14 protein-coding genes are annotated in these 19,444 nt (G+C 76.1%); 11 read left to right on the forward strand and 3 right to left on the reverse strand.

What is annotated here, in order from left to right:
* Window positions 1-100: 100 nt before the first annotated feature.
* Window positions 101-676, forward strand: a complete 576-nt coding sequence (locus ACF9IK_RS23845) for a GNAT family N-acetyltransferase (protein WP_395296148.1) — start codon at window positions 101-103, stop codon at window positions 674-676.
* On the opposite strand, the gene ACF9IK_RS23850 is transcribed toward ACF9IK_RS23845, so the two are convergent.
* Together ACF9IK_RS23850 and ACF9IK_RS23855 are read right to left on the reverse strand one after the other, a co-directional pair.
* Window positions 649-1,566: an aminoglycoside phosphotransferase family protein gene (locus ACF9IK_RS23850; RefSeq protein ID WP_395296149.1), complete on the reverse strand. Its 918-nt coding sequence runs from the start codon at window positions 1,564-1,566 to the stop codon at window positions 649-651. The genes ACF9IK_RS23845 and ACF9IK_RS23850 overlap by 28 nt on opposite strands.
* A 133-nt stretch (window positions 1,567-1,699) precedes the next feature.
* Window positions 1,700-2,845, reverse strand: coding sequence for a ferritin-like domain-containing protein (locus tag ACF9IK_RS23855; RefSeq protein ID WP_395298668.1), 1,146 nt, complete (start codon window positions 2,843-2,845; stop codon window positions 1,700-1,702).
* A 303-nt stretch (window positions 2,846-3,148) separates the two neighbouring features.
* Between ACF9IK_RS23855 and rimP the strand changes: the two genes are divergently transcribed.
* From rimP to ACF9IK_RS23905, 10 genes are all read left to right on the forward strand, one after another.
* On the forward strand, window positions 3,149-3,739 hold the full coding sequence (rimP, locus tag ACF9IK_RS23860) for a ribosome maturation factor RimP (protein ID WP_395296150.1): 591 nt from the start codon (window positions 3,149-3,151) through the stop codon (window positions 3,737-3,739).
* 57 nt (window positions 3,740-3,796) lie between these two features.
* A complete protein-coding gene (nusA, locus tag ACF9IK_RS23865; protein WP_238741330.1) occupies window positions 3,797-4,807 on the forward strand; it encodes a transcription termination factor NusA in 1,011 nt (336 codons plus the stop codon).
* Between the two features lie 153 nt (window positions 4,808-4,960).
* Window positions 4,961-5,209 (forward strand): YlxR family protein, encoded by a 249-nt coding sequence (locus ACF9IK_RS23870; RefSeq protein ID WP_395296151.1) that lies wholly within the window; start codon window positions 4,961-4,963, stop codon window positions 5,207-5,209.
* 249 nt (window positions 5,210-5,458) lie between these two features.
* Entirely contained in the window at window positions 5,459-8,602 is a 3,144-nt protein-coding gene (gene infB, locus ACF9IK_RS23875; protein ID WP_395296152.1) for a translation initiation factor IF-2, read from the forward strand.
* Window positions 8,603-8,752: 150 nt separating this feature from the next.
* Entirely contained in the window at window positions 8,753-9,049 is a 297-nt protein-coding gene (locus ACF9IK_RS23880; RefSeq protein ID WP_030397729.1) for a DUF503 domain-containing protein, read from the forward strand.
* A gap of 153 nt (window positions 9,050-9,202) precedes the next feature.
* Window positions 9,203-9,646, forward strand: coding sequence for a 30S ribosome-binding factor RbfA (gene rbfA / locus ACF9IK_RS23885; protein WP_238741323.1), 444 nt, complete (start codon window positions 9,203-9,205; stop codon window positions 9,644-9,646).
* A gap of 2 nt (window positions 9,647-9,648) precedes the next feature.
* Window positions 9,649-10,752 carry a DHH family phosphoesterase gene (locus ACF9IK_RS23890; RefSeq protein ID WP_395296153.1) on the forward strand — a complete coding sequence of 368 codons (1,104 nt, stop codon included), beginning with the start codon at window positions 9,649-9,651 and terminating at the stop codon, window positions 10,750-10,752.
* A gap of 99 nt (window positions 10,753-10,851) precedes the next feature.
* Entirely contained in the window at window positions 10,852-11,781 is a 930-nt protein-coding gene (gene truB, locus ACF9IK_RS23895; protein ID WP_313763819.1) for a tRNA pseudouridine(55) synthase TruB, read from the forward strand.
* Window positions 11,782-12,160: 379 nt separating this feature from the next.
* Entirely contained in the window at window positions 12,161-15,913 is a 3,753-nt protein-coding gene (locus ACF9IK_RS23900) for a serine protease (protein WP_395296154.1), read from the forward strand.
* A 66-nt stretch (window positions 15,914-15,979) separates the two neighbouring features.
* On the forward strand, window positions 15,980-16,924 hold the full coding sequence (locus tag ACF9IK_RS23905) for a bifunctional riboflavin kinase/FAD synthetase (protein ID WP_395296155.1): 945 nt from the start codon (window positions 15,980-15,982) through the stop codon (window positions 16,922-16,924).
* 97 nt (window positions 16,925-17,021) lie between these two features.
* On the opposite strand, the gene ACF9IK_RS23910 is transcribed toward ACF9IK_RS23905, so the two are convergent.
* A complete protein-coding gene (locus ACF9IK_RS23910; protein ID WP_395296156.1) occupies window positions 17,022-19,412 on the reverse strand; it encodes a MinD/ParA family ATP-binding protein in 2,391 nt (796 codons plus the stop codon).
* Window positions 19,413-19,444: the final 32 nt, after the last annotated feature.

Here is a 19,444-nt window from a genome sequence, read left to right on the forward strand (position 1 = left end):
GCGGCTGTTCTCCGGCCCTGCGCTGCCCCGTGCCCCGTTCCGCGGGCAGGTTGTCGGCTCGGGGCCGCACCGGGCGGGCGCCGGTAGTAACGTCCGGGGCATGGATCAGCTGACCGGGGTGACGATCGAGGCCATCGACCTTGCGGCATGGGCTCCGCAGGCGCTCGATGTCCAGGCGGAGGCGTTCGGGCTGTCTCCGGAGGAGGTCGTGGTCCGGCTGCACATCGTGGCCCGGCACGCGCAGCAGCCCGGGGTGATCGCGCTCGGCGCGTTCGACGGCGGACGGCTGGTCGGCTTCGGCTACGGCATGCCCAACCGGCGCGAGCACTGGTGGAGCACCGTGATCCAGCCCTACCTGGAGGCCGGCGGCCACGGCGACTGGCTCGACGACGTCTTCGCGATCACCGAGCTGCACGTGCTGCCCGGATTCCAGGGCCAGGGGATCGGCTCCACCCTGATCCGGACACTCTGCGAGCGGTCCGGTCTCCACCGCAGCATCCTGTCCGCGATCGACGCCGAGACGCCCGCGCGCCGCCTCTACCGCTCGCTCGGCTACCGGGACCTCGCCCGCGCGGTGCACTTCCCGAACACCGAGCGCCTCTACGCCGTCATGGGCGCCCCGCTGCCGCTGCCGGCCAGGCGGGCCGGTCAGAGCGCCCCGGCGAACTCCAGGTAGAGCTCGGCGTCCTCCCCGCGGCCGGCCGCGAGCGCCCGCAGGCCGAGGTCGGTGGCGCGGACCAGCGTCCAGCCGCGCAGCCGCTCCCGGTCCACCTCCAGCGCGTCGGAGAGCTGGTGCAGCCGGCGTCGGACGGCGGCCGGGACGCCGGGGGAGCCGACCAGGGTGTCGGCCCGGTCCAGGGCCAGCCGGGCCAGGTCGAAGGCGCGCTCGCCGACGAGCGGCCGTGGATCGATCGCCAGCCAGGGCGCGCGGTCGGCGGCGAGCACGTTGCCGTGGTGGAAGTCGCCGTGCAGCAGGAACGCCTCGGTCGCGGAGTCGACCAGCCCGTCGGCGGCCTCCAGCGCCTCGGTCACCAGGGCGTCGGCCTCGACGGCGCCGGGCAGGCCGCGGTGCCGGCGCAGGCCGTCGGCGAGGTACCCGGCCCGGTCGGCCAGCGAGGGGAACGGGTGGCCCTCGCCCGGCTCCACCCAGAGCCGGTGCAGCAGGCTGGTGGCCTCCAGCATCGCCTTCGCCTCGGCGAGCGAGCGCAACGGGATGTCGCCGTGCAGCCGCTCCAGCAGCAGCACCCCCTGGGCGGGGTCCGCGTCCAGCAGCAGCACGGCCCCGCGGCCGGCCCAGTGGGCGAGCGCGGTGTGCTCCGCGGCCGTCTCGGGGGTGGTCCGCCCGGACTTGAGGACGGCGGGGCTGAGGTCGTCCCGGCGGACGTAGCCGACCAGGCTCAGGCTGCCGCCCGGATCGAGGACCCGTTCCAGGGTGAGGTCCCAGCGGGCCAGGTGTGCGGCGACCCGGGCCGGCAGCTCCGCCAGCCAGCGCCGCCCCTCCTCGTCGGTGCCGACGCTGCGCGCCAGCCACTCGGGGACGGTGATCTGTGCTGGTGCTCCCGACATGCCGGCCTTCCGGTAGCTGCTTCCCCGTGCTGTTACCCGTCCATTGTCGGCCATGGCCCTGAAACCGCAGGTCAGTGACGCGAGAGGGGAGCCGGCGGGAGGGTTCCCGCGGGCCCGGTCACGGGCCAGCAGGTCAGGGGGTCGGGGCGGCCGTCGGGGTCGGGGTGGCGGTGTCGGGCAGGCCCGGGAACGGCGTGGGGACGGCACCCCAGCGGTGGGCGCGCAGGGCGCACTCGCGCAGCGCGTCGGCCGCGGCGGCGCGCTGGGGGCCGGGCACGGCGGCGACCAGGTCGGCGTAGACCGCGGTGAGCCGGGTTTCGAGGTGGGCCGCGAGCCGGACGGCGCCGGCCGCATCGGTGACGGCGAAGGGGAGCTGGTAGCCGGCCGCGGCCGCGCTCGGCGTGGCGCCGACCGTGCCCAGCAGCCGCTGCCAGGAGTCCCGGCGGGCCTGGTGGGCGGCGAGGGCGGTGCGTGCGTCGGTCCGCTGGTGGTCGTCCGGGAGCCGGGCGCCCACCACGCCGTAGCCGTAGACCGCGGCGTGCTCGGCGCCCAGTGCGCCCTGGAGCGCGGTGACGGCCTCCGGGTCCACGGCCGGGGCGCTGCCGGTCCCGGCCGGCGAGGCCGTGGCCGGCGCCGTACCCGCGGGCGGGCCGGACGGCGGCGCGGAGGCGTCGGACGCAGCGGTGGCCGGCGGCTCGCTCGGCGAGGCGGCCGGGACTGTGGCCGGGGCGGACGCCGGGACCGGGTCGCCGAGGGCGACGGCGTGCAGTACGCCGGCCGCGGACACCGAGGCGAGCAGCCGGGCCAGCTGCGGGGAGGCCGCGCCGAGGTCGGCGAGCCGGGACTGCGCGGTCTGCCGCTCCAAGGAGGCGAGCCCGGCCGGGGTCGTGACCGCGGAGCCGGTCGACGGCGCGGACGCGGAGGACGACGGCGGGGCCGGGGTCGAGGAGGCGGACGAGGGCGAGGAGGCGGACGAGGCGGAGCCCGGGTCACCACCGGGACCTCCGGCCAGCGCGGCCCGGTGCCGGACCACCTCGGCCCGCAGTGGCTGGAGCAGCGCCGCCTGCCCGGCGCCCGGTCCGGCCAGCAGCGCGTCGTACCCGGCGAGCAGCGTGTCGGTGGCGGCGACGGCCCGCAGCCGGACCGGCTCGTCCGGGTCGGGCCGGCGCGGCTCACCCCGGCCGCCGTCGTCGTGGGAGCCGGTGCACGCGGACAGCGCGCCGCCGCCTGCGAGGAGCAGCCCTAGGGCCAGGAAGGTCCGTCTACGGGGCGGCTGCATCGGTGTCACTCCGGGGCGTTTACGGGAGGACGGCGTGCCTGCCCGCCCTCGTTGGCGTGAATGATTACAGAATCCTCACGTCCCCGGGCGCGGATGCCAACGGGCAAAGGCCTCCTGGGCAGGTGTGACCTTGCTCGCAGTGGGTGGCGGCCCGCCCGGGTGCGCAGGCCGGAATCGGTGGTTGGCGGCTTCACCGGATAGGCTTTGGGCCGAGCTGCCGCGACCCGGCCGGCGCCGAACCGGCGCCCGGGGGCGCGGCACACCCTTCTGACAACAGCAGACGCGGCCGAGGAGTCCACCCGGATGAGCACCACCCACACCGACCGGCTGCGCGCGTTGCTGGAGCCGCTGGCCGCCCAGGCGGGCCTGGACCTGGAGGACGTGAAGGTCACCCAGGCCGGCAGCCGCCGCCAGGTGCAGATCGACGTGGACGCCGACGGCGGCGTGGACCTCGACACCATCGCCGAGTTCAGCCGCGTGGTCGGCGAGGCCCTGGACGGGTCCGACGTGATGGGCACCGGTGCCTACGTGCTGGAGGTCGGCTCGCCGGGCGCGGAGCGTCCGCTGGCCGAGCCCCGCCACTGGCGTCGCGCCGAGGGCCGGCTTGCCAAGATCCACCTGGTCGACGGCGGGGAGATCGTCGCCCGGGTGCTGGAGGCGGACGAGGACGGTGCGCTGGTCGAGGTGCAGCCGGTGAAGGGCCGCGGGCGGCCCAAGGAGCGCCGTCTGGAGTACACCGAGGTGGACCGGGCGCGCGTCCAGGTGGAGTTCAACCGCAAGGACGAGAAGCTCCTCGACGAGGCCGCGGACTTCGCGGACGACGACGCCTCGGACTTCGCGGACGACGCCTCGGCGGACGACGGCGCCGAGGAGGGGGACGACGGTGCGCAGTGACGAACTGCGGACCGACCGCACCATGACGAACGTGACGAAAGACGAGGAGGCGTAGCCGTGGACATCGACATGAGTGCCCTGCGCACGCTGGTCAACGAGAAGAACATCCCCTTCGACCTGCTGGTCGAGTCCATCGAGTCGGCCCTCCTCACCGCGTACCACCGCACCGAGGGCTCGCGCCGCCGCGCCCGCGTCGAACTGGACCGCAAGTCCGGCCACGTCACGGTCTGGGCCACCGAGGACCCGTCCGAGCTGGACGAGGGCGTCGAGCCGAAGGAGTTCGACGACACGCCGAGCGGCTTCGGCCGGATCGCGTCGAGCATCGGCATCCAGGTGATGATGCAGCGCCTGCGCGACGCCGCCGACGACCAGACCTTCGGCGAGTACGCGGGCAAGGAGGGCGACATCGTCACCGGCGTCGTCCAGCAGGGCAACGACCCGAAGAACGTGCTCGTCGACATCGGCAAGCTGGAGGCCATCCTCCCGCCGCAGGAGCAGGTCCCGGGCGAGGACTACCGGCACGGCACCCGCCTCAAGTGCTACGTCGTGGCGGTCCGCCGGGGCGTCCGCGGTGCCTCGGTGACGCTCTCGCGCACCCACCCCAACCTGGTGAAGAAGCTCTTCGCGCTGGAGGTGCCGGAGATCGCGGACGGCAGCGTGGAGATCGCCGCGATCGCCCGTGAGGCCGGTCACCGCACGAAGATCGCGGTCTGGTCGCGCCGGGCCGGCCTGAACGCCAAGGGCGCCTGCATCGGCCCGATGGGCAGCCGGGTGCGCGCGGTGATGGGCGAGCTGCACGGCGAGAAGATCGACATCGTGGACTGGTCGGAGGACCCCCGCGAGATGGTCGCCGCCGCACTGTCCCCCGCGCGGGTGACCAGCGTGGAGATCGTCGACGCCGTCCAGCGCTCCGCACGGGTGATCGTGCCGGACTACCAGCTGTCGCTGGCGATCGGCAAGGAGGGCCAGAACGCCCGCCTCGCCGCCCGCCTCACCGGCTGGCGGATCGACATCCGGCCCGACACCGAGGGCCAGTCCGAGGACGCCGGTCGCCCCGCGGGCGACTGACCGTCGCGGGAATTCCGGCCGAGCAATCGGCGTTGTCACGGGCTCCCCGCCGTTCCACCCCGGTTCGGCGGGGCGGCGCCATGTCCCTTCGGAGGGGTAGACTTGCCTTCGTCTGGCCGGACGCATGTCCGAGCACGCCCGGAACGCACCTGCGTGGGCTGCCGCAAGCGCGCGGCCAAGCACCAGCTGTTGCGTGTCACGGCGGTCGAGGGCGTCTGCGTCCCCGATCCCCGTGGCGCACTGCCGGGCCGGGGTGCTCACCTGCATCCCGATCCGGCCTGCCTCGACCTCGCGGTCCGCCGACGGGCGTTCCCCCGGGCCTTCCGGCTCCAGGGCGCGCTCGACACGGAGCGGCTCCGCGGGTTCATCGAGGAGCGGGAAGGCGACACCCCGGAGCCCTGAGTCCCTCAGGCCCGTCCGGTGGGGCGCCTCCCGCGACGGCCGCCGCTAGCCGCGGCGGAGAACCACCGCAACAAGCACGGCGGGCGGGCAGCCGCGCGCCGTGCCACCAGTCAGGTACCTCGCGATGTGGAAGTAGGTCGAGATTGCGATGAGCACTCGATGAGTACGCGATGAGTACGCGATGGGTACGCCCATGAAGTAGCGACAGTCCGGCGGACGAGACACCCCGGACTCATAGACAGGAGTGAAGTGGCTAAGGTCCGGGTTTACGAACTCGCCAAGGAGCTTGGCTTGGAGAGCAAGGCCGTCATGGCCAAGCTCACCGAGCTCGGTGAGTTCGTCCGTTCGGCGTCCTCGACGATCGAGGCGCCGGTCGTGCGCAAGTTGACTGACGCTCTGGGAGTCGCCCCCACCGGTGGCGCTGCCAAGCCTGGCCCGCGGAAGCCCGCGGCGCCCCAGCCCTCCGGCGGTTCCGCCGGTGCGGCCACACCCAAGCCGGGTGCCCCGACCCCGGGTCCGCGCCCCAGCGCGACCCCCGGTCCCCGTCCTACGCCCGCCGCGGCCCCCGCCGCGTCGGCCCCCGCCGCTCCCGCGGCGCCCGCCGCCCCGCGTCCGGGTGCGCCGACTCCGGGCCCGCGCCCGGCGGCCCGCCCCGCCGCCCCGGCGGCTCCGGCCGCTCCGGCGGCCGAGTTCTCCTCGCCGGCCCCGGCCGGTGAGAACCAGGCCTCGCGTCCGGCCGCCCCGCGTCCGGCCGCTGCCGGCCCCGCCGCCGGCGGTGCCCGTCCGGGTCCGCGTCCGGCCGGTCCGCGTCCGGGCAACAACCCGTTCACCTCGGGCAGCGCCACCGGCATGGCCCGCCCCGGCGACCGCCGTCCGGCCGCGCCGGGTGCGCGTCCGGCCGGAGCGGGCGGCCAGGGTGCGGGTGCCCCCCGTCCGGGTGGCGACCGTCCGCGTCCGGGTGCCGGTGCGCCCGGTGCCGGTGCCCCCCGTCCGGGTGGCGACCGTCCGCGTCCGGGTGCCGGTGCGCCCGGTGCCGGTGCTCCTCGCCCCGGTGGCGACCGTCCGCGTCCGGGTGCGCCCGGCGCCCCGGGTGCGGGTGCCCCCCGTCCGGGTGGTGCCCCGCGTCCCGACGGCATGCCGCGTCCGGCCGGTCCGCGTCCCGGCGGCCCGACCCCGTCCGGCATGCCGCGTCCGAACCCCGGCATGATGCCGCAGCGTCCGGCTCCGGGCCCGCGTCCGGGCCCCGGCGGCCGTGGCCCGGGTGGCCCCGGCGGCCGTCCCGGTGCTCCGGGCGGCGCGCGTCCCGGCTTCCAGGGCCGTCCGGCCGGTCCGGGCTCGCGTCCGGCGGGCGGCGGCTTCGGCGGTCCCCGTCCGGGTGGCGGCGCCCCCGGTGGCGGCGGCGGCTTCGGTCCGCGTCCCGGCGGCTTCGGCGGTCGTCCCGGCGGCCCGGCCGGCCGTGGTGGCACGCAGGGCGCCTTCGGCCGTGGCCCCGGTGGCCGTCCGGCCCGTGGTCGCAAGTCGAAGCGGGCGAAGCGCCAGGAGTACGAGGCCATGCAGGCCCCGTCCGTCGGCGGTGTGATGCTGCCCCGCGGCAACGGCCAGACGGTCCGCCTGTCGCGTGGTGCCTCCCTGACGGACTTCGCCGAGAAGATCAACGCCAACCCGGCTGCGCTCGTCTCGGTCATGTTCAACCTCGGTGAGATGGTCACCGCGACCCAGTCGGTCTCCGACGCGACCCTTGAGCTGCTGGCCGGCGAGATGGGCTTCGTCCTGGAGATCGTCAGCCGGGACGACGAGGACCGCGAGCTGCTGGAGTCGTTCGACATCGACTTCGGCGCCGACGAGGGCGACGAGGACCAGCTGGCCCCGCGCCCGCCGGTCGTCACCGTCATGGGTCACGTCGACCACGGTAAGACCCGCCTGCTGGACGCGATCCGCAAGTCCAACGTGGTGGCCGGCGAGGCCGGTGGCATCACCCAGCACATCGGTGCCTACCAGGTCGTCACCGAGGTGAACGGCGAGCAGCGTCCGATCACCTTCCTCGACACCCCGGGTCACGAGGCGTTCTCCGCCATGCGTGCCCGTGGTGCCAAGTCCACCGACATCGCGATCCTGGTGGTCGCGGCCAACGACGGTGTCATGCCGCAGACGGTCGAGGCGCTGAACCACGCCAAGGCCGCGGGTGTGCCGATCGTGGTCGCCGTCAACAAGATCGACGTCGAGGGCGCCGACCCGACCAAGGTCCGCGGTCAGCTGACCGAGTTCGGCCTGGTGGCCGAGGAGTACGGCGGCGACACCATGTTCGTCGACATCTCCGCGCGCCAGGGTCTGCACATCGAACAGCTGCTGGAGGCCGTGGTCCTCACCGCGGACGCCTCGCTCGACCTGCGGGCCAACCCCGACCAGGACGCGCAGGGTATCGCCATCGAGGCCCACCTCGACAAGGGCCGCGGCGCCATGGCGACCGTGCTCGTGCAGCGCGGTACCCTCCGCGTCGGCGACTCGATCGTGGTCGGCGACGCCTACGGCCGCGTCCGCGCGATGCTGGACGAGAACGGCAACAGCCTCACCGAGGCCGGCCCGTCCCGCCCGGTGCTGCTGCTCGGTCTGACCTCGGTGCCCCGCGCCGGCGACAGCTTCATCGTCGTCGACGAGGACCGCACCGCCCGCCAGATCGCCGAGAAGCGCTCGGCCCGCGACCGCAACGCCGCCTTCGCGCAGCGTCGGGTCCGGGTGTCCCTGGAGGACCTGGACAAGGCCATCGCCGCCGGCTCCATCGAGCAGCTCAACCTCATCATCAAGGGTGACGTCTCCGGTTCGGTCGAGGCCCTTGAGGACGCCCTCGTCAAGCTGGACGTGGGCGAGGAGGTCGAGCTCCGGGTCCTGCACCGCGGTGTGGGTGCCATCACCGAGTCCGACGTGGACCTGGCGATGGGCTCGGACGCCATCATCATCGGCTTCAACGTGCGCGCCGAGGGCCGTGCGCGCGCCGCGGCCGAGAAGGAAGGCGTGGACGTCCGGTACTACTCGGTCATCTACCAGGCGATCGAGGAGATCGAGAACGCCCTCAAGGGCATGCTCAAGCCGGAGTACGAGGAGGTGCGCCTCGGCGCCGCGGAGATCCGCGAGGTCTTCCGCTCCTCCAAGTTCGGCAACATCGCCGGTGTCCTGGTCCGCGACGGCATCATCCGCCGCAACGCCAAGGCCCGCCTGCTGCGCGACGGCAAGGTCGTGGCGGAGAACCTCTCGATCGAGGGTCTGCGCCGCTTCAAGGACGACGCGACCGAGGTCCGCGAGGGCTTCGAGGCCGGTGTGACCCTCGGGTCGTTCAACGACATCAAGGTCGACGACGTCATCGAGACCTACGAGATGCGCGAGAAGCCGCGCGCGTAAGCGGGTGGTGTCCGGGGCCGGTCGACGGGTGGAATTCCCGTCGACCGGCCCCGGTCTCGCTGTGTAGGGTCCTCGGGTAGCCGGATGACGCGGCACCAGCCCGGTTCCGGGCTGTCCCCGAGGCCTCCAGGTCGGCGAGACCTGTCATACATGTTCGTGGGAACACTCACCTTCGACCTGCTGCTGGGCGACGTCCACTCGCTCAAGGAGAAGCGTTCGATCGTGCGGCCCATCGTGGCCGAACTGCAGCGCAAGTACAGCGTGTGCGCTGCCGAGACCGGGAACCAGGATCTGCACCGCCGGGCCGAGATCGGCCTCGCGGTGGTGTCCGGCGAAGCCGGGTACGTGACCGAGATCCTGGACAGCTGTGAGCGGTTGGTCGCCGGCCGCCCCGAGGTACAGCTGCTCTCCGCCAGGAGGCGCTACCACAACGACGACGATGAATGAGGTCTGCGGGACGGACCGGCGCGAGTCGCCGTTCTCACACAGATCAGGACCGAGAGCGCCCGCAAGGCCGGGCGCGGGCCGGTACTTTGGGGCGTGGGCCCCGACGGGCAGGCAGCACGCCCGGGTTACCGGCCCACTGCACGAGGAGGCAACGTGACCGACACCGCAAGGGCGCGCAAGCTCGCCGACCGCATCCAGGTGGTCGTCGCCCAGACCCTGGAACGGCGGATCAAGGACCCCCGGCTGGGGTTCGTGACCATCACCGACACCCGGGTGACCGGCGACCTGCGCGAGGCCACCGTCTTCTACACCGTCTTCGGTGACGAGACCGAGCGCGAGGCCACGGCCGCCGCGCTGGAGAGCGCCAAGGGCGTGCTCCGCTCCGAGGTCGGCAAGCAGACCGGGGTGCGCTTCACCCCGTCGCTGACCTTCGTCGCGGACGCCCTGCCGGAGAACGCCCGGAACATCGACGACCTGCTCGACCGGGCCCGGGCGATCGACGCCGCCGTGCGCACCACGGCCGCGGGCGCGACCTACGCAGGCGACGCGGACCCGTACAAGGTCCCGGCGTCCGAGCGTGACGACGAGGACGAGTAGTCATGGCGGGTGAGCCGGCGCCGGCCGGTTCGACGGCCGGAGCAACCGCGGGGGCGTCCTCCACCAGCACGGTGGAGGGTGCCCTCGCGGTGCTTCCGGGGCCGCGCGCCGAGGAGAGCGGCTTCGAGCTGGTCTGGCAGCAGGTGGTCGCGGAGATCGGGCGGGCCCGCTCGATCGACCTGATCTGCCACATCTGCCCGGACGGCGACGCGCTGGGCTCGGCGCTGGCGGCCGGGCTGGCGCTGCGCGGGCTCGGGTACGAGGTTCGGGTCTCCTTCGGGGACGACCCGCAGATCGTCCCCGAGTCGCTGTCCTTCCTGCCCGGCCAGGAGCTGATCGTGCCGGCCTCCCAGGTGCCCGACAGCCCGGAACTGGTGCTCTGCTTCGACGTCGCCGCGGAGAGCCGGCTCGGGCTGCTGCACGACAAGGCCTTCGCCGCGCCCGTGCTGGCGGTCTTCGACCACCACGCCTCCAACCCCGGCTTCGGCACCCACCAGCTGATCGACCCGAGCGCGCCGGCCACCGCCGTCCTGGTGGACGAACTGCTGCGCCGGCTCGGCGTCGAGCTGGACCAGGACCTGGCCACCTGCCTCTACACCGGGGTCGCCACCGACACCGGCTCCTTCAAGTACCGGGCCACCACACCCGGGACCCACGAACTCGCCGGGCGGCTGCTGGCCACCGGCATCCGGCACGACCTGATCTCCCGTCAGCTGTGGGACACCTCGTCCTTCGGCTACCTCAAGGTGCTCGCGGCCGCGCTCGACCGGGCCGTCTACGAGCCGGACGCGGCCGACGGTCTGGGCCTGGTGTGGACCTGGGTGCCGTACCAGGACCTGGCGCTGTTCAGCGTCACCGTCGAGGAGATCGAGGGCCTGATCGACATCGTCCGCCGCCCGGCCGAGGCCGAGGTCGCGCTGGTGCTCAAGCAGGACCCGGACGGCACGCTGCGCGGTTCCTCGCGCTCCAAGGGCACGGTCGACGTCGCGGCCGCCTGCGCGGAGCTCGGCGGCGGCGGGCACACCTACGCGGCCGGGTTCTCCGCCCGCGACGGCGTGGAGGCCGTGGTGGCGCGGTTCCGGGCCGCGCTGCGGCCGATCGGCTGACCGGCCGGCCGGCGAACCGGGCCCCGGACCCGACCGTTGAACCCGACGGTCGGAGCCGGCCGATCGCCCCCAGAAGACCACTCCCACAGAAGAGAACAGATGAAGCGCAAAGGAACCGGTCCGGACGGCCTGGTCATCGTCGACAAGCCGGAGGGCATCACCTCGCACGGGGTGGTGGCCAAGCTGCGCTGGCTGGCCGGGACGCGGAAGGTCGGCCACGCCGGCACGCTCGATCCGATGGCCACCGGCGTGCTGGTGATCGGCGTCGAGCGGGCCACCCGGCTGCTCGGCCACCTGATGCTCACCGCCAAGACGTACGAGGCGACCGTCCGGCTGGGACAGACCACCGTCACCGACGACCGGGAGGGTGAGGTCACCTCCTCGACGGCGGCGGACGGCGTCACCAGGGAGGCCGTCGAGGCCGGGATCGCCCTGCTCACCGGCGAGATCATGCAGGTGCCGTCCAAGGTCAGCGCGATCAAGATCGACGGCAAGCGCTCCTACGCGCGGGTCCGCGAGGGCGAGGACTTCGAGCTCGCTGCGCGGCCGACCACCGTGCACTCCTTCACCGTGCACGAGTACCGCACCGCCGTCGCCGAGGACGGCACGCCGGTGCTCGACCTCGACGTGACGGTGGAGTGCTCCTCCGGCACCTACATCCGGGCGCTCGCCCGCGACCTCGGCGCCGGCCTCGGCGTCGGCGGCCACCTCACCGCGCTGCGGCGCACCAAGGTCGGCCCGTACGGCGTGGAGTCGGCGCGGACGCTGGAGCAGCTGGAGGAGTCGGTGCACGGCGAGGCCGCGACCGGCCTGGACGTGCTGCCGATCGGCGCGGCCGCGGCGGCGGCCTTCCCCCGCTGGGACCTCGACGCCGAGCAGGCCAAGCTGCTCTCGCACGGCGCCCGGCTGAAGGCGCCGGGGCTGGGCGTGGACGGGCCGATCGCGGTGTTCGGGCCGGACGACCGGTTCCTCGCACTGGTGGAGGAGAAGGGCGGCCAGGCGAAGCCGGTCGCGGTCTTCGTCGGCTGACCGGGCGCTCGGAGCGCGCACCGGGCGGCCGCCCGGTGCGCTCCCGGCGGCGGCCCGGCGGCTCCTCGGAAGGCTGACGCCCCCGTGGGGGTGATGCCCCCGTACGGATGAGGCGCCGGGGCGTCCCGGAGACCGCGGCGGACCGGTGATCCGGGAACGGACGAGCCCCTGCGGCCCGATGGGCGGCAGGGGCTCCGTGCTGCCCGCCGGCTCTGCCAGCCCTTCACCCGGACGGTGGAGCGCGCGAGGTGAACGCCGGTGGTGAGCGGCGCGGGTGCGGTGGGGCCCCGCCGGCCGCGGGCACGCTCCCGGTCGGCGAGCAGGTCGCCGCGACGGGTCCGCTCCCGGGCCGGCCGGCCCTGCGGGGAGGGCTGCGCGAATGCCGGGATTCCTGGACGGCGACGAGGTGGCGGGCGATCCGGGGCGGTACCTGCTGCGGATCCGCGCCCTGGACGGACGGCTGCGCGGACTGGGGTTCGTCGCCGACCGGCAGGGCACGGTCCTGACCGCGCACGAGTGCGTGGCGGGGCTCGATCGGATCGTCCTGCACACCCCCGGAGGGCAGACCCGCGTCCTGGGCCCGGACAGCGTGCTGCCGCTGCCCGCGCACGGGCTCGCCCTGCTGCGCACCGACGCCGTCGGCGGGCTGCCCGTGCCGCCGCTGCCGATCGGGCCCGAGGGGGCGACGGGCCCGGGCCGGGAGGTGGTGCTGCCGGTGCCGGCCGGGGATGACGGGCGGCTGGTCGTCGTGCGCTGCGGCGTCCTGGGCACCACCGGGGCGGTCTACACGCCCGGCCCGCCGCCCGCCGACGGGCGGCCGGGGTCCGGGCCGTTCCACCTGCTGGGCGGCGTGCTGCTGCTCGGCGTCCCGGCCGGCGCGGGCGGCGCGGCCGCGGTGCCGCCCGGAGCACCGGTGCTGGACGCGCGCGGCGGCGCGGTGGTCGGGGTCGCCGCGCCGGCGCTGCGGGCCCCGGAGCAGGCGGGTGCGCTCACCGTCGCGCCCGCGGCCGGCGGGGGACCGGTGCAGGACGGTCCCGAGCTGGCGGCGGCGCTGGCCCGGAACGCGGCCGACGTCCCCGGCTACGGTGCGGCGCTCAACCTGGCGGGCGTGCTCCGGCTGACGGCCGCCCGGTCGGCCGCGGCGAGTGCGGGACCGGGGCGGGTGGCGGTGCTGGCCGCGGACCGGATCGACCGCCCCGACGGGCTGGTCGGCGACGAACCGTCGGCGGTGGTCACCGTGCTGGTCGGCGCACCGGGCTCGGGCCGGAGCACCGAACTGGCCGCGCTCGCCGCCCGCCGGGCCGGCGGCGACCGGCCGCTGCCCACGCTCTGGCTGCGCGGCGCGGACCTGGACGCCGGGGACGTCTCGCTCGCCGGCGCGGTGCGGCGTGCGCTGGAGTCGGCCGCAGCGGACCTGGCCACCCAGCCGCCGCCCGGGCCGGAGGCCGTGGCCGCCCTCTGCACGGGGGCGGGCCGGCCGCTGCTGGTCCTGCTCGACGGGCCCGAGGAGGCGCCCGTTCCGCTGGACGCGGCCTGGCTGAGGGCGGCGGGGGAGTGGCTGGCGGCCGCCGGCGGGCGGTTGGTCACGGCCTGCGGGGAGGAGGCCTGGGAGGCCCTGGCACCGGACGGGGACGACGTGGCTCCGCGGGCCGCCGTCCACCGCGGCGGCGGCCGCCGGGAGGCCCCCGCCGCCGCCACCGGTGCGCCCGACGCCGCGGCCCCCGCCCGCCGTCCGGCGCTCGCCGTGCACCGCCTCGGTCCGCTGCCCGCCGACGCGGCGGACCGGGTCCGCCGCCGGTACGGGCTGCCGCCCGGGTGGCCGGCGGCGCCGGACGCCCGGCACCCGCTCGCCGTCCGGCTGGCCGGTGAGCTGTGGGCGGAGGGGCTGCACGGTGAGCCGCCGTGCCGGAGCGAGCTGTTCGCCGCCCACCTGGACCTGCGCTGCCTGCGGGTGGCCCAGCGCCTCGCCGCCGACGGCCGGCCTCGGCGGGGCGCCCACCGCCGGGGCGTGGGCCGCCCCGCCGGCCCGGCCCACGGTCGGGTGCGGCGGCTGGCCGCGGCGGTGGCCGGCCGGGTGCACGAGGCGGCCCGGCGGATGCTCGGGGCGGAGGAGGGCCAGCTGGGCCGGGCGGCGTTCGAGGAGCTGTTCCCGGTGGCCGGGGGCTGGGCCGCCGCCGTGCTGGCGGAGGGCCTCTTCGCCCCGGCCGGGCCCGGCTACCGGCTGGCGCACGGCGAGTTCGCGGACTGGCTGCAGGGCCTCCACCTGGACCTCGACGGCGCACTGCGGCTGCTGCTCGGCGAGGCCGAGGACACCCGTCCGGCCGGGGCGGACCGCGCGGGGGAGGCCGGTCCGGGCGGGGGCCGGGGGCGGCGGGCCCGCGCCGTCCCGCGGCACCGGGTCGGCCCGGTGGCCGCCGCCCTGGGGCAGCTGGCCGGGGCCTGGGGCGCCGCCGCGCTGGACCCGTGGCTGCACCGGATCTGGCGCGCCCTGGACCTGCGCCCGCCGGGCAGCGAACCCGCCTGGTGGGCGGGCCGGTTGCTGGCCGCCGGACTGGACGTCACCCCGGACCTCGCAGAACACCACGCGTTGCTGGACCAGTTGGCCGCACGGATCGCCGAAGTCGCCCCGGCGGCGGGCGGGTTCGAGCGGCTTCCGGTGGACGGCCTCGGCCGGTTCGACGCCGCCTTCTGGACCGGCCTCGGGCTGCCCGCCGCGCGCGAACTGGAGCTGCTGCGCCGCCTGGTGACCGCCGACGGGCCGGGTCGACCCTTCCTCGCCGCCGTCGCCGAGCGGCTGCGGGCCGACCCGGCCGGCGCCGTCCCGCTGCTCTGCGGCTGGTTCGACGACCCGCGCGGCCTGCCCGGCCACCCCGGTACCACCGTCGCCGACCTCACCCACGACCTGCTCTACGCCCACCGGACCCTGGCCCTGGACGAGTTGACCGAGGCGCTGGCCGACGCCGCGCACCCCCGGGCGGACGCCCTGCTCACCGTCCTCGCCGCCGAGGAGCCGTCCGCGCTCTGCCGGGCGGTCGACCGCTGGAGCCACGACCGGCGCCCCGAGCGCCACGTCGCCGCCGCCGTGCACGCGCTGCGCACCGCCCCGTACGCCCGCGGCGCGGCGGCGGAGCTGCTGCGCCACACGGCGCTCACCCTGCTCGCCCGGGACGAGGAGCCGGGCCTGCACGGCGCCGCGCTGGCGATGCTCGTCGCCGACCGGGAGACCAGGGCCGCCCACCTGCCGGCGGCGCTGGCCGCGTACCGGCGGGGCGGGGACGTCTTCCTCACCGCGCGGACGCTGGCCCCGGCGCTGGAGACCGACCCGGAGCCGGTGCTGGCGGCCCTGGAGGACCGGCTGGTGCGGCCGGGGGCGCCGGTCGCCGAGACCCTGCGGGTGCTGGCCGACGTCCGCTCGCCGCTGGGCGGCCGGTGCGGCGCCGAGCTGGCGGCCCGGCTGCTGCGGGAGCAGCCGGCCGCGGCCGGCCCGGTCGCCGTCGACTACCTGGGCCGCCGTCTGGCCGGCGGGGCCGCCCGGGGGCCGGCGGCCCGGCTGGAGCTGCGGCTGCTGCTCGGCAGCGCGCTGGCGGCCCGCGCGGCGGCCGTCCGCCGGATCTTCGCCGAGGCGCTGGCGGTGCCGGTGGCCGACGCCGACGGCAACGCCCTGCGTGGCGAGCTGCTGGACACCGTGCTCGCCACCGAGGGCGACCCGGAGGTGCTGGCCGCGCTGGTGGAGCGGTCGGCCGAGCACTGCGCCGCCGAGCGGCCGGCCCGGGCCCGGACGGTGCTGGCCCGGGCGGCGGCCGGGCTACCGGACGCGGACCGGTTGCTGGTGCGCTGCGCGGCCCGCTCGGCGGTGTTCGCGCTGCTGCTGGCCGACTGGCCGGACGGCCGGCCGGTCCGTCCCGGCGGACCGCGGCTGGACCGGATGCGGGAGCTGGTGGCGGCCGGCTGGGATCCCCGGGACGCGGCCGCGGAGGCGGGGCACGCGGCCGGTGCGGAGCGGGGTGCCGGGGCCGGGCGCGAGGACGCCGTGGAGGTCCTCGGCCCACCCGCGTCCGGGGCCCGGCACCCGGCCGTGCGCCCAACCCGCCTTCCGGTGCCGAACCAGGGGCAGGCGCATGGCACGCTATAGGGGTTCGGGTTTTGAGCGTTTGAGCGTACAGAAGGTACGCACCGTACGGAACAAGGAGCGGTCAGGGTGCAGCGCTGGCGTGGCCTGGAGGAGATCCCCGGTGACTGGGGACGCAGCGTCGTCACCATCGGTTCGTTCGACGGTGTACACCGCGGACACCAGCTGATCATCAACCGGGTGGTCGATCGTGCCCGGGAACTCGGTGTCCGCTCGGTCGTCGTGACCTTCGACCCGCACCCGAGCGAGGTCGTCCGCCCGGGCAGCCACCCGGCGCTGCTCGCCCCGCAGCCGCGCCGCGCCGAGCTGATCGCGGAGCTCGGGGTGGACGCCGTGCTGGTGCTGCCGTTCACCGCGGAGTTCTCGCAGGAGTCCCCGGAGACCTTCTTCCGGCAGGTCCTGGTGGACGCGCTGCACGCCTGTCTGGTCATCGAGGGCCCGAACTTCCGCTTCGGGCACCGGGCCGCCGGCGACGTCGCGCTGCTCACCGAGCTGGGCCGGGCCGCCGACTGCGGCGTCGAGGTGGTCGACCTGCAGGTCCGCGGGGCGGCCGGAGACGGTGAGCCGTTCTCGTCCACGCTGACCCGTCGCCTGGTCGCGGCCGGCGACATGGCCGGGGCCGGAGAGGTGCTCGGCCGCCCGCACCGGGTGGAGGGCATCGTGGTGCGCGGCGCGCAGCGCGGCCGCGAACTCGGCTACCCGACCGCCAACGTGGAGACCGTGCCGCACAGCGCCGTCCCGGCCGACGGCGTCTACGCGGGCTGGCTCACCGCGAACGGGGAGCGCATGCCGGCGGCCATCTCGGTCGGCACCAACCCGACCTTCGACGGCACAGCCCGTACCGTCGAGGCCTACGCCGTCGACCGGGTCGGCCTGGACCTCTACGGGCTGCACGTCGCCGTCGACTTCCTGGCCTACCTGCGCGGGATGGAGAAGTTCGACTCCATCGAGGCGCTGCTGGACCGGATGGCCGACGACGTCAAGCAGGCCCGTGAGCTGACCGACGCCGCCTGACGCGCGCATCACGAGGGCCCGCCGGCCGTTCTCGGGACCGAGACGGCCGGCGGGCCCTCGTGCGTGCCGGGCCCGGTGTCCGGGCCCGGCGCCGTTCCTACTGCTGGGGCTGCTGCGGCTGTTGGGGCTGCTGGGGCGGGTGCGGGTACCCGTACCCGGCCGGCGGCTGCGCGCCGGGCTGCGGCTGCGCCGGCTGCGGGTAGCCGTACCCGGGTGGGGCCGGGGGCTGCTGCCAGTCCGGCTGTCCGGGCTGGCTGCCCGGCTGCGGGTAGCCGTACCCGGGCGGGGGCGGCGGGGCCTGCCCCGGCTGCGGGGCCCACGGCGCGCCGGGCGCAGGCTGGCCGGCCGGGTAGCCGCCCTGGCCCGGCTGCGGGTACGGCTGCGGCTGCCCCGGCTGCTGCGGCTGCTGCGGGTCGGCGTACGGCTGCGGCTGGCCCGGGACGGCCTGCTGCTGCCCGGCGTACGGGTACGGCGCGGCCGCCTGCGGGGGCAGCTGCGCCTGCTGCTGCCAGCCGGCCTGCTGGGCGGCCTGCTGGGCGCGGGCGATGTCCTCGCCGACCAGCGTGGCGAGGTCGAAGTACGCCTCGCGGACCTTGGGCCGCATCATGTCGAGGTTGACCTCGGCGCCGGCGGCCAGGGACTCGTCGAACGGCACCACGACGACGCCGCGGCAGCGGGTCTGGAAGTGCGCGACGATGTCCTCGACCTTGATCATCTTGCTGGTCTCGCGGACCCCCGAGACCACCGTGATGCTGCGCTGCACCAGGTCCGCGTAGCCGTGCGCGGAGAGCCAGTCCAGCGTGGTGGAGGCGGAGGACGCGCCGTCCACGCTCGGGGTGGAGACGATGATCAGCTGGTCGGCGAGGTCGAGCACCCCGCGCATCGCGCTGTACAGCAGGCCGGTGCCGGAGTCGGTCAGGATGATCGGGTACTGGCGCCCCAGCACGTCGATGACCTGGCGGTAGTCCGAGTCGTTGAAGGTGGTCGAGACGGCCGGGTCGACGTCGTTCGCCAGGATCTCCAGGCCCGAGTGCAGGTCCTGCGAGGTGAACTGACGGATGTCCATGTAGCTTCGCAGGTGCGGGATGGCCGTCACCAGGTCGCGGATGGTCGCGCCGGTCTGGCGCTTGACCCGGCGGCCCAGGGTGCCCGCGTCCGGGTTGGCGTCGATCGCGATCACCTTGTCCTGGCGCTCGCTGGCCAGGGTCGCGCCGAGCGCGGTGGTGGTCGTGGTCTTGCCGACGCCGCCCTTGAGGCTGATCACCGCGATCCGGTAGCAGCTCATCACCGGGGTGCGGATGATCTCCAGCTTGCGGGACTTCTCCGCTGCGGCGGCCTTGCCGCCGAACTGGAAGCGGGGCTGCTGGCGCTGCTGCTTCGGCTGGCTGCGCAGCAGGCGGTCCGAGGACAGCTCGACGGCCGCCGTGTAGCCGAGCGGCGCGCCGTGAGCGGTCGGCTGCGGGGAGGCGGCCTGCTGGAAGGCCGCGGGGGCCTGCGGCACGCCGGACTGCTGCGGCCACGCCTGCGGAGCCTGCTGGGCCGGCTGCTGCTGGTGGGCGGCGGGCTGCGGCCAGCCGGCCTGGCGCGGGTCGACCGGCGAGGCCGGCTGCGGGGCGGGGACCGGCTGCGGGGCGGGGACCGGCTGCCCCGGCGCCGGCTGGGCGGCGGGCCACCCGGCGGCCGCCTGCGGGTCCTGCGGCTGCACCGGCTGCCCGGGCGGGACCGGCTGTCCGGGCGGGACCGGCTGGGCGTACGGGTGGGGCTCGGCGTACGGCTGCGGCTGGGCCGGAACGGCCTGCTGCGGGTCCGCGTACGGGTGCGGCTGCGCCGTCTGCGGGACGGGCTGCTGCTGCGCCGGGTCGGCCGCAGGCCAGGGCTGGGCGACGGCGGCCTGCTGGTCCATCACGGGCGCCGGGGCGGGGGCGACCACGTCGGCGGGCGGCGGGGCGAGCGGGTTGGCCTGCGCCTCGACGGGGGCGGCCGGAACCGGGACGGCCGGAACCGGGACGGCCGCCGCGGGGGCCGGTCCGGCCTCCGCGGGCACACCGCTCGGCACCGGCTCGGGCGCCACCGGGGCGGCCGCGGCGAAGGCCTGGTCGGGCGTCGGGACGGGGGGTTGGGCCGGTCCGCCGGTCGGCGCCGGAACCGGCACCGGGGCGGGCTCCGGCTGGGGGCCAGGCGGCACGGGCGGCCCGGCCGTGACGGTCGGCGCGGGCCCGGGTACCTGTGCGGGTGCGGCCCCGGCCGCCTGAACGGGCGCGGGTGCAGCCACGGGCACCGGAGCGGGCGCCGGAACGGCGGCAGGCGCCCCCGCGCCCGGAGCGCCCGGCGCCCCCGCGCCCGGAGCCGCGGGCGCCGTCGCCGGGCCGCCCGCAGGCTCCGACTGCACGTACCAGGACGGGGGAGTGTAGTCGGGCGCGTCGGACCAGTCGTCGTCGTCCTCCGCCGCGTTGTCGCCGACGTAGACGCCGTCCCGATCGCTGCTCACTGGGGCTCCCTCGTGTTCGCCGCCGCTTGGTA

The organism is Kitasatospora hibisci, assembly GCF_043950205.1.
In the GTDB taxonomy this organism is placed as follows: domain Bacteria; phylum Actinomycetota; class Actinomycetes; order Streptomycetales; family Streptomycetaceae; genus Kitasatospora; species Kitasatospora hibisci.